Origin of the sequence: Nocardioides salarius (assembly GCF_016907435.1) — a bacterium.
Taxonomy (GTDB): Bacteria; Actinomycetota; Actinomycetes; order Propionibacteriales; family Nocardioidaceae; genus Nocardioides; species Nocardioides salarius.
This window is the reverse complement of the sequence record NZ_JAFBBZ010000001.1, coordinates 2,896,381-2,911,873: the sequence shown is the minus strand read 5'-3', so window position 1 is coordinate 2,911,873 and position 15,493 is coordinate 2,896,381. Positions and strand designations below refer to the sequence as shown.

Annotated in this window: 14 protein-coding genes; 6 read left to right on the top strand and 8 right to left on the bottom strand. The window is 74.2% G+C overall.

Translation table 11 applies throughout. The features are described from left to right. Positions 1-86: 86 nt before the first annotated feature. Genes otsB through JOE61_RS14005 form a run of 3 tightly spaced genes read right to left on the bottom strand, consistent with a single transcriptional unit; the run spans position 87 to position 1,761 of the window. Complete coding sequence (gene otsB / locus JOE61_RS14015) at positions 87-932, bottom strand: trehalose-phosphatase (RefSeq protein ID WP_193668547.1); 846 nt, start codon at positions 930-932, stop codon at positions 87-89. Between the two features lie 8 nt (positions 933-940). Next, positions 941-1,456 carry a LytR C-terminal domain-containing protein gene (locus JOE61_RS14010; RefSeq protein WP_307823022.1) on the bottom strand — a complete coding sequence of 172 codons (516 nt, stop codon included), beginning with the start codon at positions 1,454-1,456 and terminating at the stop codon, positions 941-943. Positions 1,457-1,461: 5 nt separating this feature from the next. Further along, complete coding sequence (locus tag JOE61_RS14005; protein WP_193668548.1) at positions 1,462-1,761, bottom strand: DUF3263 domain-containing protein; 300 nt, start codon at positions 1,759-1,761, stop codon at positions 1,462-1,464. A gap of 137 nt (positions 1,762-1,898) precedes the next feature. Here JOE61_RS14005 and JOE61_RS14000 point away from each other — a divergent pair, with 137 nt between their 5' ends. Then, entirely contained in the window at positions 1,899-2,933 is a 1,035-nt protein-coding gene (locus JOE61_RS14000; protein WP_193668549.1) for a Gfo/Idh/MocA family protein, read from the top strand. A gap of 42 nt (positions 2,934-2,975) precedes the next feature. Here JOE61_RS14000 and JOE61_RS13995 read toward each other — a convergent pair whose 3' ends face one another. Together JOE61_RS13995 and JOE61_RS13990 are read right to left on the bottom strand one after the other, a co-directional pair. Then, entirely contained in the window at positions 2,976-3,617 is a 642-nt protein-coding gene (locus JOE61_RS13995) for a response regulator (protein WP_193668550.1), read from the bottom strand. Further along, positions 3,614-4,966, bottom strand: coding sequence for a sensor histidine kinase (locus JOE61_RS13990; protein ID WP_193668551.1), 1,353 nt, complete (start codon positions 4,964-4,966; stop codon positions 3,614-3,616). Before JOE61_RS13990 ends, JOE61_RS13995 begins: the two co-directional genes overlap by 4 nt. 134 nt (positions 4,967-5,100) lie before the next feature. On the opposite strand from JOE61_RS13990, the gene JOE61_RS13985 reads away from it, so the two are divergent. From JOE61_RS13985 to JOE61_RS13970, 4 genes are all read left to right on the top strand, one after another. Then, entirely contained in the window at positions 5,101-6,537 is a 1,437-nt protein-coding gene (locus JOE61_RS13985; protein WP_193668552.1) for an alpha,alpha-trehalose-phosphate synthase (UDP-forming), read from the top strand. Between the two features lie 98 nt (positions 6,538-6,635). Then, a complete protein-coding gene (locus JOE61_RS13980) occupies positions 6,636-7,883 on the top strand; it encodes an alpha/beta fold hydrolase (protein WP_307823020.1) in 1,248 nt (415 codons plus the stop codon). A gap of 41 nt (positions 7,884-7,924) precedes the next feature. Then, on the top strand, positions 7,925-9,256 hold the full coding sequence (locus tag JOE61_RS13975) for an MFS transporter (protein WP_193668553.1): 1,332 nt from the start codon (positions 7,925-7,927) through the stop codon (positions 9,254-9,256). Continuing rightward, the gene (locus tag JOE61_RS13970; protein ID WP_193668554.1) at positions 9,253-10,725 is read left to right on the top strand and encodes a pyridoxal phosphate-dependent decarboxylase family protein; all 1,473 of its coding nucleotides are present in this window, start codon (positions 9,253-9,255) and stop codon (positions 10,723-10,725) included. The genes JOE61_RS13975 and JOE61_RS13970 overlap by 4 nt, the downstream gene beginning before the upstream one ends. Here the strand turns inward: JOE61_RS13970 and JOE61_RS13965 are convergent. Next, a complete protein-coding gene (locus JOE61_RS13965) occupies positions 10,706-11,404 on the bottom strand; it encodes a TetR/AcrR family transcriptional regulator (RefSeq protein WP_193668555.1) in 699 nt (232 codons plus the stop codon). The two genes, JOE61_RS13970 and JOE61_RS13965, sit on opposite strands and share 20 nt — an antisense overlap. Positions 11,405-11,448: 44 nt before the next feature. Between JOE61_RS13965 and JOE61_RS13960 the strand changes: the two genes are divergently transcribed. After that, the gene (locus JOE61_RS13960; protein ID WP_193668556.1) at positions 11,449-12,159 is read left to right on the top strand and encodes a uracil-DNA glycosylase; all 711 of its coding nucleotides are present in this window, start codon (positions 11,449-11,451) and stop codon (positions 12,157-12,159) included. Between the two features lie 66 nt (positions 12,160-12,225). Here JOE61_RS13960 and JOE61_RS13955 read toward each other — a convergent pair whose 3' ends face one another. Then, positions 12,226-13,785: a succinic semialdehyde dehydrogenase gene (locus tag JOE61_RS13955; protein ID WP_193668557.1), complete on the bottom strand. Its 1,560-nt coding sequence runs from the start codon at positions 13,783-13,785 to the stop codon at positions 12,226-12,228. Positions 13,786-13,788: 3 nt separating this feature from the next. Then, positions 13,789-15,417 carry a GMC family oxidoreductase gene (locus JOE61_RS13950; RefSeq protein WP_193668558.1) on the bottom strand — a complete coding sequence of 543 codons (1,629 nt, stop codon included), beginning with the start codon at positions 15,415-15,417 and terminating at the stop codon, positions 13,789-13,791. Between the last annotated feature and the right edge of the window lie 76 nt (positions 15,418-15,493).

The following is a 15,493-nucleotide window of genomic DNA, read 5'->3' as shown; positions in this document are numbered from 1 at the left end:
GCGCCACTGTACGCCGTCGCCGTCTCGACATGCGAGCCGGGCATCCAGGATGCGGACGCCGAGGTGGGTGGGCGCCCCGGGGCGGCTCAGGCGCGCAGGGCCTCGGCGTCGGCGGCGAAGGTGCGCAGCAGCTCGAGCACCTCGTCGGGCCCGGAGACGAGCACGTCGGCGCGCGCGGCGAGGGCCTGCTGCTCCTCGGAGGCGACGGCGACCAGCAGGGTGGCCGCCCCGCGCCGGCCGTGGGCGCTCACCGCCTCGAAGGCCTCGACATCACCGAGGTCGTCACCGGCGAAGAGGAAGCCGGCCGCTCCGGTCAGCTCGACCAGGGTGTCGACCGCCTGGCCCTTGTGCATCCCCGGGGAGCGCACCTCGAGCACGTGACGGCCGGGCTCGACCACCAGGTCGTGGGCCCTCGCGAGCTCCCCGACCGGGCCCTCGAGCCGCTCGAACGCCGCGGTGGGCTCGGGCAGCCGGCGGGTGTGCACCGCCACCGCCAGGCCCTTGTCCTCGATCCACGCCTCGGCGGCACCGGCCTCGCGCAGCACCCGGGGCAGCTCGCGCTCGAAGCTGGCCAGGCCCGCGGGCGGGCGCGGCGAGACGATGCGCCGCTGGTCGGAGGACCACCGCTCGTTGCCGTACTGGCCGAAGACGTAGAGGTCCTTGCCGCTGGCGTGCACCGCGTCGGCGACCTCCTCGAGGCCGCCCAGGTCGAGCGCCTGGCGGGCCGGGCGTCCGGTGACGACGGCGACCGCCCGCACCTGCGCGGCCAGGGCGACCAGCACGTCGGCCGCGTCGGGGTGGATGTGCGCCTGCTCGGGGTCGTCGACGATCGGCGACAGGGTGCCGTCGAAGTCGAGGCCCACGACGCTCTCGGCGGCGGCGCGCACCAGGGCGGCGTACCGGCCCTCGGCCGCGGCGGAGACGAACTCCATCGCGAGGCTCAGTCGAGCTCGCCGGTCAGGATCAGCGTCAGCCGGTCGAGCTTCATCGCACCGGTGGCCTGCAGGGTGCGGTCGATGCCCAGGTCGAGGGCCAGGAGCTTGGCGGCGCGCTCGAGCTTGGGCGGGTGGTAGACGGTGGTCGCGGGCACGGTGCCGTACCAGTTGTCCTCGCCGACCACCTGCCACCCGGCACCGGTGGCGCGCTGGGCGACCCGGCCGGCCAGGCCGGTCACCGAGGAGTTGTTGTAGACCTCGACGTAGACCTCGCCGCGCTTGATGGCCGGGGCGGGCTTCTTGGTCGGCTTCGGCTTCGCCGGCTCGCTCTCCTCGACCTCCGGCTCCTGGTCGGGCACCGCCTCCCGGGCCGCGGGGGTGATCTCGCGCTCGGTGGGCTCGGAGCCCTGGGTGGCCACGAAGGCGAAGGCGGCCATCGCCACGGCGATGACCGAGAGGATCACCACGGGCGAGGGCAGCACGGTGCCGCGCTCGGTGCGGGGACGCTGGTGGGGGGCCACGGCGCTCAGACCTCGAAGCCCAGGCGGCGGGCGGAGCGCTGGCGCTGGCGGGCGGCGCGCAGGCGGCGCAGCCGGCGCACCAGCAGCGGGTCGGCCTCGAGGGCCTCCGGCTTGTCGATGAGGGCGTTGAGGACCTGGTAGTAGCGCGTGGAGCTCATGTCGAACTTCTCCCGCACCGCGCTCTCCTTGGCGCCCGCGTACTTCCACCACTGGCGCTCGAAGGCCAGGATCTCGCTGTCGCGCTCGCTGAGCAGCGGACCCTCGGTGACGGGCTGGGCGTGGGCGGCGTCCCGCTGGGGCTCCATGCGGCATCTCCGGACTGGGCTGACGAGGTGGGTGGGCTGCTGCTCATCGTAGACCACCGAACTACACCCGTGTCATTACCGCGAGGCGTGTCCGGCGCGCGCCCGCGGGCACCCGAGGGGTCCCTAGGGTGGGGCGCATGACGAGTGAGCAGCAGACGGTGCGGTGGGGCTTCCTCACCACGGGCAAGATCGCGCGCAAGGTCGCCGCCGACCTGGCGCTGGTGCCGGGCTCGGAGCTGGTCGCCGTCGGGGCGCGCCGGCTCGAGTCGGCGCAGGCGTTCGTCGCCGAGCACGCCCCCGGGGCGCGGGCCCACGCGTCGTACGCCGACCTGGTCGCCGACGAGGGCGTCGACGTCGTCTACGTCGCCTCCCCGCACGCGCTGCACCTCGAGCACGTCCGGATGGCGCTCGAGGCCGGCAAGCACGTCATGGTCGAGAAGCCCGTGACCCTCACCGCCGCCCAGGCCGAGGAGATGGTGGCACTGGCCCGCCACCACGACCGCTTCCTGATGGAGGCGATGTGGACCGCCTGCCACCCGGTCGTGCGCGAGCTGCGCGACCGGCTGGCCTCCGGCGAGCTGGGCAGGCCGCGCACCCTGCGCGCCGAGCTGGGCTTCCGCGTCGACGCCCTGCCCGACGACCGCCTCCTCGACCCCGCCCTGGGCGCCGGGGCGCTGCTGGACATGGGGATCTACCCGCTCACCTTCGCCCACCTGCTGCTGGGCGAGGCCGAGCGCCTGCAGGCCGACGCGGTGCTCTCGCCCACCGGCATCGACCTCGACGTGGCGGTGCTGGGCCGCTACCCCGACGGCGTCCTCGCCACGCTGAGCGCCTCGATGACCTCCTGGTCGGACCGCTCGGCCGCCATCGCCACCGACCGCGGGCGCATCGAGCTGCGCGGGCAGTTCCACCACCCCGACGAGGCGGTCTTCACGCCGTTCGCCGACGGCTCCACCAACGACGAGAGCGGCAGCGAGGAGCCGCTGCACATCCGCGGTGCCGAGCCGGTGGTCGGCTCCGGCTACGCACACGAGGTCGCCGAGGTCAGCCGCTGCGTGCGCGAGGGGCTGCGCGAGAGCCCGCTGGTGCCGCACTCCCAGACGCTCACCCTGATGCGCCAGCTCGACGACGTACGCCGCCAGGTCGGGGTGCGCTACCCCGCCGACGACTGAGCTGCTTGCGGGCGGCTTGCGGGCGGCTTGCGGGCGGCCCGCTCAGCCGGCCTGCAGGTAGCGCACGACCGCCTGCACCCGCCGGTGGGCGGCCTCGTCGGCGTGCAGGCCGAGCTTGGCGAAGATCCGCTGCGTGTGCTTCTCGACCGCGCCCAGGCTGACCACGAGCGCGGCCGCCACCGAGGCGTTGGACCGGCCCTCGGCCATGAGCGCCAGCACCTCGCGCTCGCGGACGGTGAGCCCGGCCAGCGGGTCGCGCCGCCGGCCCATCAGCTGGCGCACGACCATCGGGTCGAGCACGGTGCCGCCGGTGGCCACCGTGGCCAGCGCGGCCAGGAAGTCGTCGAGGTCGCTGACCCGGTCCTTGAGCAGGTAGCCCACCCCCTCCTCGCCCGGGCCGAGCAGCTCGTCGGCGTAGGAGACCTCGACGTACTGGGAGAGCACCAGCACCCGCGCCCCGGGCCAGGAGCGACGTGCCTGCACCGCGGCACGCAGGCCCTCGTCGGTGTGGGTCGGCGGCATCCGCACGTCGACCACCCCGAGGTCGGGCCGGTGCTCGAGCAGCGCCGCGACGAACGCGGGACCGTCGCCCACCGCGGCGACGACCTCGTGGCCCTCCTCGGCCAGCAGCAGCTGCATGCCCTGGCGCAGCAGCAGCGAGTCGTCGGCCAGCACGATCCTCACGGGCCGGCCTCCCCCGCCGCGGGCCGCCCCCGGGGCACGCGGGCGCGCACCTCGGTCGGGCCGCCCACCGGCGAGCGCACCGCCAGCTCGCCGTCGACCCCGGCCAGCCGCTGCTGCAGGCCGGCCAGGCCCAGGCCCTTGGACACGTGGGCCCCGCCGGTCCCGTCGTCGTGCACCAGCACCTCCACCGCCTCGTCGTCGGCGTGCACCAGCAGCCGCGCCCGGGCGGCGCCGCTGTGCTTGTTGACGTTGGTCAGCGCCTCGGCGCACACGAAGTAGACCGCGGTCTCGACGTGCGGGGCCAGGGCCAGGTCGCCGGGCAGCCGCACGTCGGCCGCGACCGGCACGCCGCTGAGCTCGACCAGCTCGGCCAGCGCGGCCGCCAGCCCGCGGTCGACCAGCAGCGGCGGGGCGATGCCGCGCGAGAGCGAGCGCAGCTCCCCCACGGCCTCGCGGGCCTGCACCAGCGCGCCGTCGAGGATCTCGGGCACCCGGTCGGGATCGCGCTCCAGCTGGCGACGGGCCCGCGCCAGGTCCATGCCGAGCCGCACCAGGCGCTGCTGCGGGCCGTCGTGGATGTCGCGCTCGAGCCGGCGCAGCGCCTGGGCCTCGGCCTTCCGAGCGGCGTCGCGACCACCCTCGACCCGGCGCACCTGCGACTGCAGCTCGGCGCGGCCGCAGAGCAGCAGCGCGGCCGTGCCGCCGTGCACCAGCGCTACCAGCCGCACCACCAGCGGCAGGGTGAGCAGCGCCACCACGCCCAGCACCAGCTGGAGCAGGCTCTCGGCGAGCCTGCCCTCGCCCAGCCCCAGGAGCTCGGCCAGCCCCTGGTCGTCGTCGGAGTCGGGGAGGAACCCCTGCCAGGCCCAGTAGGTCAGCCCGCCCAGGGCGACCCCCCACCAGGCGATCGTCACGGCGAAGGCGAGCGTGCCGGTGACCAGCCCGACCAGCGACCAGGCCACGTCGAGCCACGACTGCGGGTCGCGCAGCGGCGTGAGCATCCGCCGCCAGAAGCCGGCCGACGGGGGCGGCGCCAGGTGCACCGGCGCGGGGGCCGGGCGCCGCTGCAGGGTGCGCAGCCGGTGGCGCTCCAGGTGCGCCACGCCGCGCGCGACCTGGGTCGCCAGGCTCAGCAGCAGCACTCCGCCGACGACGAGCACGAGGCCCAGGCCGGCGGAGAGCAGCACGACTGCGAGCACGAAGGCCGGCAGCGCCACGAAGAAGCCGCTCAGCGCGTACGCCGAGTCCAGGAGCAGCCGCCGCCCGGGTCCGGGCCGGGCCGGCGGTGCGGGGGCGTCGTACGACATGGGTGGCGGGCTCGGGATCTCGCTGGTGGTCTGGGTGGTCATGGTCTCCAGGCAACCCTGCTCGGGCGCCGGTCACGATCCTGCCAGCCCGACAACCCGGGTGGGGCCGGCCCGACACCTCACCACCACCCCACCGGACGACGCGCGGGGCTGGCACGGGTGACTAGGGTCGGGCCGTGCCCTCCCCCGCGTCCTACGACCTCGTGATCGTCGCCAACCGCCTGCCCGTGGACCGCGTGGCGCTGCCCGACGGCTCCAAGGGGTGGCGCACCTCCCCCGGCGGCCTGGTGACGGCCATCGAGCCGGTGATGCGCGCCAACCACGGCGTGTGGATCGGCTGGCCCGGCGGCACCGACCAGGACCTCGAGCCGTTCGAGCACGACGGGCTCGAGCTGGTGCCGATGACGATGAGCCAGGCCGACATCGAGGGGTTCTACGAAGGCTTCTCCAACGGCACCCTGTGGCCGCTCTACCACGACCTGGTCGCCAAGCCGGAGTTCCACCGGGAGTGGTGGGACTCCTACGTCTCGGTCAACCAGCGCTTCGCGGAGAAGGCCGCGTCGCTGGCCAACGAGGGCGCGACGGTGTGGGTGCACGACTACCAGCTGCAGCTGGTGCCGCAGATGCTGCGCGACCTGCGCCCCGACCTGCGCATCGGCTTCTACCTGCACATCCCCTTCCCGCCCGGCGAGCTCTTCCAGCAGCTGCCCTGGCGCCGGCAGATCCTCGAGGGCCTGCTCGGCGCCGACCTGGTCGGCTTCCAGATGCCCGGTGGCGCGCAGAACTTCGTGCGGCTGGTGCGCCAGCGGGTCGGCCACAAGACCCACCGCGACCTGGTCTACCTGCCCGACGGGCGCACCGTGCGGGCGCGGCCGTTCCCGATCTCGATCGACGCCGCCGGCTTCGAGGAGATGGCGCGCTCGGAGCCGGTCGCCGAGCGCTCGAGGGAGATCCGAGAGGCGCTGGGCAACCCGCGCAAGATCTTCCTGGGCATCGACCGCCTCGACTACACCAAGGGCATCTTCGCGCGGCTGCGCGCCTTCAGCGAGCTCATCGACGACGGCCACTTCGACGTCGAGGACGCCGTCTTCGTGCAGGTCGCGGTGCCCAGCCGCGAGCAGGTCGAGCAGTACCGCATCCTGCGCGACGAGATCGACCGGCTCGTGGGGCGCATCAACGGCGACCTGGGCCGCATCGGCCGCCCGGCCATCTCCTACCTGCACTCCTCCTACCCGCGCGAGGAGATGGCGGCGCTCTACCGCGCCGCCGACGTCATGGTCGTCACGCCCTACCGCGACGGCATGAACCTGGTCGCCAAGGAGTACGTCGCCTGCCGATTCAACGACGACGGCGCGCTGGTGCTCTCGGAGTTCGCCGGCGCCGCCGACGAGCTGCGCCAGGCCTGGCTGGTCAACCCCTACGACATCAACGGCATGAAGAGCGCGCTGCTCGAGGCCTACCGGGCGGAGTCGAAGGAGACCACGCGCCGGATGAGGGCGATGCGGCGCACCGTGACCCAGCACGACGTGGCCGCGTGGGCCGACTCGTTCATGACCGAGCTCTCCGACGTCGGCACCCACGGCAAGGCGGTCCGCCCGGCCCGCCGCTCCTGACCCGTCCTCCGGCCCCCGCCGACGATGGTGGACAGGGGTGGCGCGGCCCACCCGTAACTCACGGGTGCCGGGGTAGTTTGCGGGGCAGGAGGTGGATCGTGGACCTGATCCCCAAGCCCGACCAGGTGGTGTCGGCGGCCAGCAACGTGGCGCACAAGGTGCTGTACGGCGGCATCGCCGACCTGCGCCCGATGCCGCGCACGCTGATCGACGACGGCGAGCTGCGCGAGGTCTACCACTACCGGCCGGCGGCCACGACCAAGCAGGTCGGCGACCCGGTGCTGCTGGTGACCCCGCTGGCGGCCCCCTCGACCTGCTACGACCTGCGCCGCGGGTGCTCGCTGGTGCAGCACTTCGTGACCGGGGGCCGGCCCACCTACCTCGTGGAGTACGGCGAGGTGTCCTTCCGCAACCGCAACCTCGGGCTCGAGCACTGGGTCGACGAGGTGGTCCCCTCCGCCATCCGTGAGACCTCGGCCCACGCCGGCGGGCGGCCGGTGCACGTCGTCGGCTGGAGCCTGGGCGGCATCTTCACGATGCTCACCGCCGCAGACTCCCCCGACCTGCCGATCGCCTCGGTCACGGTGCTGGGCTCCCCGGTCGACACCTCGCTGGTGCCGATCGTGGCGCCGCTGCGCCCGCTGCTCCAGCTCAACCCCACGGCCGGTCGCGGCGCCGTCACCCGGGCCTACCAGGCGATGGGCGGAGCGCCGAAGCCGCTGGTGAAGTGGGCCTTCCAGCTCTCCTCGTTCCAGAAGCTCGTCACCAAGCCGCTCGCCCTGGCCACCCACCTCGACGACGCCGACTTCCTGGCCCAGATCGAGGCCGTCGACCGGTTCACCGCCGGCATGATCGCCTACCCCGGCCGCACCTTCGGGCAGCTCTACCACCGCTTCCTCAAGGGCAACGTGCTGCGCACGGGCACCTTCGAGCTCGACGACCGCACCATCGACCTGGGTCGCATCGACGTGCCGGTGCTGGTCTTCGGCGGCTCGACCGACGGCATCGCCCCGGTGCCCGCGGTCAAGGCGCTGGTGCCGCTGCTCGCCGGCTCGCCCGACGTCCGCTTCGAGATCGTGCCCGGCGGCCACCTCGGCATGCTCACCGGTCGCGCGGCCCGCGAGACCACCTGGCGGGTGCTCGACGCGTGGGTGGCCGAGTGGTCCACCCCGGACGCGGAGCCGACGGTGACGCCGGCGAAGAAGGCCCCGGCGAAGAAGGCCCCGGCGAAGAAGACAGCTGCCAGGAAGGCACCGGCCAGGCGGACGGCCGCCACCAGGGAGTCGATCGGCGCCAACCCGCAGCGCCGCTACGGGTCGGGGGGCTCGCGCTCGCTGTCGCGCTGAACGACCTCCGCGAGGGCCCGCGGGCCGCTAGCGTGCGGCGCATGTCGACGGCCACCAGCCCCACGCGCCTGCCCACCCGGGTCCGCCTCGGCTACGGCGCGGGCTCGGTGGCCACCGGCGCCTTCGGCACCGTGCCGGGGCTGATGCTGCTGCCCTACCTGACCGACGAGCTGGGCGTCGCCGCCCTGGTCGCCGGCTTCGTGGTCTTCGCGCCCAAGGCCTGGGACGTCGTGCTGAACCCGGTCGCGGGCCGCATCAGCGACCGCACCCGCGACCCCCGCGGCCCGCGCCGGCCGTGGCTGCTGCGGGCCGGGCTGGCCCTGGCGGCCACCTTCGCGCTGGTCTTCGCCGGCCCCGACGTCGACTCGCGCGTGGTCGAGACCGGCTGGGTGCTGGTCTGCTTCCTGGCCGCGGCGACGGCGTACGCGTTCTTCCAGGTGCCCTACGTCGCGATGCCCGCCGAGCTGACGTCGTCGTACGACGAGCGGACCCGGCTGATGACCTGGCGGGTGGCGATCCTGGCGCTGACCATCATGGTCGCCGGCGCGAGCGCGCCCCTGATCCGCGACCTGGTCGGCGGGCGCGACGGCTACCGGGTGATGGGCGTGGTGATGGCGGTGATCATCGCCACCGGCGCGCTGGCGGCCTACCGGGGCACCCGGGGCGCACCGACCGCGGTGCTCGAGCCGAGCCCGGGAGGGCTGCGCGAGCAGCTGCGCGTGGTGGCGGCGGCTCGTGACTTCCGGCTGCTGCTGACCACCTTCGTGCTGCAGGCGCTGGCCACCGGCTGCATGCTCGCCGGGGTCGACTACCTGGCCGGCGAGGTGCTCGGCCGCGACGGCGCGGCCACGGTCCTCTTCGTCTGCTTCGTGGGCCCGGCGCTGGTGCTGACCCCCGCCTGGTCGTGGCTGGGCGCGCGGGTCGGCAAGAAGCACGGCTACCTGGCCGCCTCCGTGGTGCTGGCCTGCGGCGCCCTGCTCGCCTCGACCGCGCGGGTCGCGCCGCCGGGGCTGGTCTTCGCCGCGGTCGCGCTCGTCGGGGTGGGCTACGCCGGCTGCCAGGTCTTCCCGCTGGCCATGCTGCCCGACGCGGCGGCGGTCGACGCGCGGCGCACGGGCAGCAACCGCGCCGGCGTCTACACCGGCGTCTGGACGGCCGGCGAGACCCTCGGGCTGGCGCTGGGCCCGGCCGCCTTCGCGGTGGTGCTGGCCCTGGGCGGCTACGTCTCCAGCCAGGGCGGTGGCGTGGTGCAGCCCGACTCGGCCCTCTCGGCCATCACCTGGGGCTTCTCGCTGCTCCCGGCCGCACTGACCCTGGCCAGCCTGGTCTGGCTGGTCCGGTACCGCATCGAGGCGAAGGACGTGGACGCGTGACCCGCACGACGACGAGCACTCCCCCCAGCACCCCCGCGGAGGTCCGCGAGCGGCTGGCGCACCTGCAGTCCCAGGACCTCCCGGTGCACAGCGGACGCACCCTCGCCTACGTCTACGACTCCGGCCTCGACGAGGTCGACCGGGTGGCGCGCGAGGCGGTGGCCGCCTTCGCCGGGTCCAACGGGCTCGACCCGACCGCGTTCCCCAGCCTGCTGCAGATGGAGAACGACCTGGTCGCCGCCGGGCTGCGGCTGCTCGACGCGCCCGACGGCGCGGTGGGCACGGTCACCTCCGGCGGCACCGAGTCGTGCCTGCTGGCCGTGCAGTCCGCCCGCGACTCCCGCCCCGACGTGGCCGGGCCCCGGATGGTGCTGCCCGACACCGCCCACCCGGCCTTCCACAAGGCCGCGCACTACTTCGGCGTCGAGATGGTCGTGGTGCCCACCGGCGACGACCACCGCGCCGACCCCGCGGCGATGGCCGCGGCCATCGACGAGCGCACGGTGCTCGTGGTGACCAGCGCGCCGTCGTACGCGCACGGCGTCGTCGACCCGGTGCCGGCCGTGGCGGCCGCCGCCGCGGCCCGCGGGGTGCGCTGCCACGTCGACGCCTGCATCGGCGGCTGGGTCCTGGGGTACGCCGCGCGGCTGGGGCGCGAGGTGCCGCCCTGGTCGTTCGCGGTCGAGGGCGTCACCTCGGTCTCGGTCGACCTGCACAAGTACGGCTACGCCCCCAAGGGCACCTCCCTGCTGCTGCACCGCACCAGCGCGCACCGGCGCCCCCAGCTGTTCTCCTCGGCCCGCTGGCCGGGCTACACGATGCTGAACTCGACGCTGCAGTCGACGAAGTCGGGCGGGCCGCTGGCGGGTGCGTGGAGCGTGGTGCAGCTGCTCGGAGACGCGGGCTACGAGCAGCTGACCGCGCAGGCCCTGGAGGCGACCGACCGGGTCGTGGCCGCGGTGGCCGGGCTGGCCGGGCTGCGGGTGGTCGCGCCGCCCGACGCGACGCTGCTGGTGCTCGGCACCGACGACGACCTCGACCCCTTCACCGTCTGCGACGAGATGGCCGCCCGCGGCTGGCACGTGCAGCCGCAGCTGTCCTACGCCGGGGCGCCCGCGACGATCCACCTGTCGTTCTCGGCCGCGACCCTGGCCCACGTCGACGAGCTCGTCGCGGCCCTGGCCGCCTCGGTGGCGGCCGCGCGCGCCTTCGGGCCGGTGCGCGTGGACCCCGAGGTGGCCGCGGTGATCGCCGCCCTGGACCCGGCCGGTCTGGGCGACGCCGACCTCGACGCGCTGCTGGTCGCCGCCGGGCTCGCCGGTGACGGTGGCGACGGCGGGGCCGGCGGCGCGATCGCGCTGCCCGAGCGGATGGCCGAGGTCAACGCGATGCTCGACCTGGCCACCCCCGAGATGCGCGAGGCGCTGATGATCGCCTTCCTCGACCGGCTCAGCCGACCGTCGTCCTGACCCCCTCGAGCCCGGCGGTCGTGGCGTAGCGCTCGAGGTAGGCGGTCATCATCAGCACGCCCTCCTCGACCAGCAGCGCGTCGCCGTCGGCGTCGTGCTCGTGGGCGAGCTGGAAGACCCGGTCGCCGACCTCGACGGCCAGCTCGGCGGCCGCGGGGCTGAGGTCGTCACGGCACAGCCCGTGCTCGAGCGCGAAGCCGCGCAGCGTCGCGGCGATCCGGATGTTGTGGGCGCGCCCGAAGCGGGCGACGGCGGCGTTGCCGCGACCGCGCAGGTAGATCTCGACGAAGGCGGCCCGGCGCCGGTAGACGGTCACGAAGGCCGCCATGGCCGTGCGCACCACCGTGGCCACGCTGAGCTCCTCGAGCGCGGCCAGGTCGGCGGCGACCTGCTCGTCCATCTCCGCCATGTCGCGCCCGGCCAGCGCGAGCAGCACGGCCTCCTTGTCACCGAAGTACTGGTAGAGCGAGGCGACGGGCACGCCCGCGCGCTGGGCGATCGCCCGCGTCGTCAGTGCCTCGACCCCGTGCTCGAGCACCAGCGCCTCGGCAGCGTCGAGGATCGCCCCGACCCGCTGGCGGCTGCGCGCCTGCGTGGGCACGCGGCGTACCGCCCCCAGGGCCGGATCGGTCCCCTCCGCGGGCTCCGCGCGCTGCTCCCGTGCTCGTCCCGCTGCCATGCGGCGCAGTGTAGGCCGCGGTCCCACGACGTAGCGTCGGCGTCATGAGTGCGTTGACGAGGCTGGTGGACCAGGGCCGGATGGCTCCCGACTGGGCGCAGGCCCTGGAGCCGGTGGCCCGGCAGGTCGAGCAGGTGCAGGAGGTCCTGCGCGCCGAGAGCGCCGCCGGACGGGCCTGGCTGCCCGACGAGGACCGGCTCTTCCGGGCCTTCGAGCGCCCGCTGGGCCAGGTGCGGGTGCTGCTGGTGGGCCAGGACCCCTACCCGACGCCCGGGCACCCCGTGGGTCTGTCCTTCTCGGTCGACGCGGCGGTCCGTCCGGTGCCGCGCAGCCTGGCGAACATCTATCGCGAGCTCGAGGACGACCTCGGCGACCGGGCCCCGGTCCACGGCGACCTGACCGCCTGGGCCGACGCCGGGGTGATGCTGCTCAACCGGGTGCTCAGCGTCGGCGCGGGCGTCTCCGACTCGCACCGCGGCCTGGGCTGGGAGCAGGTCACCGACCAGGCGGTGCGGGCGCTGGCGGCGCGCGGTGGTCCGCTCGTCGCGCTGCTGTGGGGGGCCAAGGCGGGCGGGCTGCGCCGCCACCTCGGGTCGGTGCCGGTCGTCTCGTCGGCGCACCCCTCGCCCCTGTCGGCGCACCAGGGCTTCCTCGGCTCGCGGCCCTTCTCCCAGGTCGACCGGCTGCTGGTCGAGCAGGGCGGCGCTCCGGTCGACTGGACCCTCCCGGCCGACCCGGCCCAGATCTCACCCTGACCCGGCCCAGACTTCGCGCCGACCCGGCCTGGATCTCGCGTCGACCCGGCCCGGACCGGCAGCCGCTCAGCGCAGTCGCGTGCGCCGCATCATCCGCAGCCCGCTCAGCATCTGCTTGACGTAGGCGTCGTAGTCCTGGCCCGGCCGCGGGCCGAGGACCTGCTTCTTGAGCACCGCCAGGTTCTGCACGTCGGTGTACTTCAGCAGCCCCTGGTCGCCGTGGCGCGCCCCGACCCCCGACTGCTTGACCCCGCCCGACGGCGTCGACTTCGAGGCGTACGCCGTGGCCAGCGCGTCGTTGACGTTGACGTTGCCCGACTCGATGCGCGCCGCGACGGCCTGGGCGCGCTCCAGGTCGCTGCCCCAGACCGAGGCGTTGAGGCCGTAGTCGGTGTCGTTGGCCAGCGCCACCGCCTCGTCGACGCTGCGGTAGCGGTGCAGGGCGACCACGGGCCCGAAGGTCTCGGTGACCCCGCAGAGCATGTCGGTGGTCACGCCCTCCAGCACGGTCGGCTCGAAGAACGCCGGGCCCAGGTCGGGGCGTGGGCGCCCGCCGGTCAGCACCGTCGCGCCCTTGGCCACCGCGTCCTCGACGTGCGAGAGCACCCGGTGCATCTGGTCGACCGAGACCAGGGAGCCGACCTCGGGCCCGAAGTCGTAGGCCGCGCGCACGTCGAGCGCCGCCGCGGCCCGCACGAACTTCTGCTTCAGCTCGTCGTAGCGGCTGTCGGGCAGGTAGATGCGCTCGATGTGCATGCAGATCTGCCCGGTGTTGCCGAAGACGCCGAACAGCGTGCTGGTCACCCACTCCTCGGCGTCGACGTCGTCGAGCACGATCTGCGGGTTCTTGCCGCCCAGCTCCAGGCAGGCGCCGATCAGGTTGCGACCGGCCCGCTCGCCGATGGTGCGCCCGGTCGCGGTGCTCCCGGTGAACATGACGTACGACGCGTTGTCGATGAGGGTGGGCCCGACGTCGGGTCCCTCCCCGCAGACCACCTGGAAGAGCCCCTCGGGCAGCCCGGCCTGCTCGAGCATCGCGATGCCGTGCAGCGGGGAGAGCGCGGTCTTGTTGTCGGGCTTGAGCACGACGGCGTTGCCGGCCATCAGTGCCGGGATCGCGTCGGAGATGCCGGTGGCGAAGGGGAAGTTCCAGGGCGCGATGATGCCGACGACACCCTTGGGCTGGCGGATCTCGGTGGAGTGCGAGACCACCGGCACCGGGCCGCCGTGCCGCTTGGGGGCGAGCAGCCGCGGCGCCCGCTTGAGGTAGTGGCTCATCACCATCGGCGGGTCGCAGGACTCCTCGACGGCCATCCGGCGGTTCTTGCCGCTCTCGGCCTGGATGAGGTCGGCGGTGGTCAGCGCGTTGACCACGAAGATCTCGTGGGCCCGCTTGAAGACCGCCAGCCGGCGGCGCAGCGGGGTGGCCGCCCAGGCGCGCTGGGCCTCGCGCGCGGTGGCGAAGGCGCGCTCGATGTCGGCGGGGGTCGACTGCGGCAGGTCGACGAGGTGCTCGCCGGTGTAGACCTCGGTCAGCTTCCAGGTGCCGCCCGAGGTCGAGGGCACCCGGGCCACCAGGCCACGCATGAAGTCGTCGGTCAGGACGGCGGGTCGCTGCAGGCTCATCGCTCAGCCCCGGCCCAGCACGAGGTCGGCACCGCGCTCGCCGATCATGATGGCCGGCGCGTTGGTGTTGCCGCCGGTGATCGACGGCATGATCGAGGCGTCGCAGACCCGCAGGCCCTCGACCCCGCGCACCCGCAGCTCGGGGTCGACGACGGCGAGCTCGTCGACGCCCATCCGGCAGGTGCCCACGCCGTGGTAGACCGACGTGGCGCGGTTGAGGATCTCCTGGCGCAGCTCGCTGCCGCGCAGGTGCGAGCCGGGGTGGATCTCGCTCTTCACCGCGCCGCGGAAGGCCTTGTTGGCCAAGATCTCGCGGGTGATCTCGGAGCCCTCGACGAGCAGGTCGAGGTCGGCGGGCTCGGCGAGGTACTGCGGGTCGATCAGCGGCGCCGCGGTGGGGTCGGCCGAGGCCAGGCGCAGCGTCCCGCGGCTGCGGGGGTAGATCAGGGTGCTCAGCACCGTGAGCGCCGGGCGCTGGTCGACGTCGTGGCGCACCGGGGCGTCCTGGTTGGGCGAGACGTAGGCCCAGGGCAGCAGGTGCAGCTGCAGGTCGGGGATGCCGCCGGTGGCCTGCGAGGTCTGCAGGAAGGCCAGCACCTCGAAGACGGAGTTCGCCAGGAACGTCGACCCCGGTCGCAGGACCTCCTTGGCCACGCCCTTGCCGAAGAAGGTGGCGCTGCCGCGCAGCGCCGACGACGTGGCGTGGAAGGTCAGGGCGTGGAAGAGGTGGTCGTGCAGGTTGTCGCCCACCGGGAGGTCGGCGACCACCTCGATGCCCTGGTCGCGCAGGTGCTGGGCGTGGCCCACGCCCGAGAGCATCAGCAGCTGGGCCGAGCCCACGAAGCCGGCGGAGAGGATGACCTCCTTGGCGGCCCGGACGGTGCGGCTGGTGCCGTCCTTGTCGCGCACCACCACGCCGGTGGCACGACCGTTGTCGATGACGACCCTGGTGGCCAGCACCCGCGACTGGACCTCGAGCGTCGGCGGCGCGAGGTGGTGGATGTAGCCGCGGGAGGCGGAGTAGCGCAGGCCGTCGGCGGCGTTCTGCTGCATCCGCGCCACCCCCTCCTGCGAGGCGCCGTTGTAGTCGTCGAGGACCGGGGCGCCGACGGTGTCGGCGGTGGCCTCGAGGAACTGCAGCGACCCCTCCTGCGGCGCCTTGTTGTAGGTGACCCGGATGGGGCCGCCCTCGCCACGGAACTCGTCGGCGCCGCCCTCGTAGTCCTCCATGCGCCGGTAGGCGCGGTTGACCGAGTCGGCGTCCCAGCCGGTGCAGCCCTCGGCCGCCCACGAGTCGTAGTTGGCCCGGTTGCCGCGCACGTAGACCATGCCGTTGATCGAGCTGGAGCCGCCGAGCACCTTGCCCCGCGGCACCGGCATCGTGCGGTCGAGGATGTGCTTCTGCGGGGTCGTGTAGTAGCCCCAGTCGACGGTGCGCTTGATCTGCGGCACCGCGTGCATCGGCCCGATCATGCCGGGCTTCCTCGTCAGGAACTGCTCGTCGCTCTTGCCGGCCTCGAGCACGATGACGCTCGCACCCGACTGCGCGAGCCGACCCGCGATCGTCGCGCCGGAGCTCCCGGAGCCGACCACGACGTAGTCGGCCTCGTTGCTGGGTGCCTTCTTGGCCATCGGAGCCTCCATGCGCTCGGGCGGTGCGAGTCGACGAACGGCCTCACATACCCACGGAATGTGTCGGCGCCCACAC

Excerpts from the sequence above, each read along its gene's own strand:
- JOE61_RS13965 (WP_193668555.1), bottom strand. The coding sequence starts at position 11,404 with ATGGCAGCGGGACGAGCACGGGAGCAGCGCGCGGAGCCCGCGGAGGGG.
- JOE61_RS13960 (WP_193668556.1), top strand. The coding sequence starts at position 11,449 with ATGAGTGCGTTGACGAGGCTGGTGGACCAGGGCCGGATGGCTCCCGAC.
- otsB (WP_193668547.1), bottom strand. The coding sequence starts at position 932 with ATGGAGTTCGTCTCCGCCGCGGCCGAGGGCCGGTACGCCGCCCTGGTG.
- JOE61_RS14005 (WP_193668548.1), bottom strand. The coding sequence starts at position 1,761 with ATGGAGCCCCAGCGGGACGCCGCCCACGCCCAGCCCGTCACCGAGGGT.
- JOE61_RS13975 (WP_193668553.1), top strand. The coding sequence starts at position 7,925 with ATGTCGACGGCCACCAGCCCCACGCGCCTGCCCACCCGGGTCCGCCTC.
- JOE61_RS13955 (WP_193668557.1), bottom strand. The coding sequence starts at position 13,785 with ATGAGCCTGCAGCGACCCGCCGTCCTGACCGACGACTTCATGCGTGGC.
- JOE61_RS13990 (WP_193668551.1), bottom strand. The coding sequence starts at position 4,966 with ATGACCACCCAGACCACCAGCGAGATCCCGAGCCCGCCACCCATGTCG.
- JOE61_RS13950 (WP_193668558.1), bottom strand. The coding sequence starts at position 15,417 with ATGGCCAAGAAGGCACCCAGCAACGAGGCCGACTACGTCGTGGTCGGC.
- JOE61_RS14000 (WP_193668549.1), top strand. The coding sequence starts at position 1,899 with ATGACGAGTGAGCAGCAGACGGTGCGGTGGGGCTTCCTCACCACGGGC.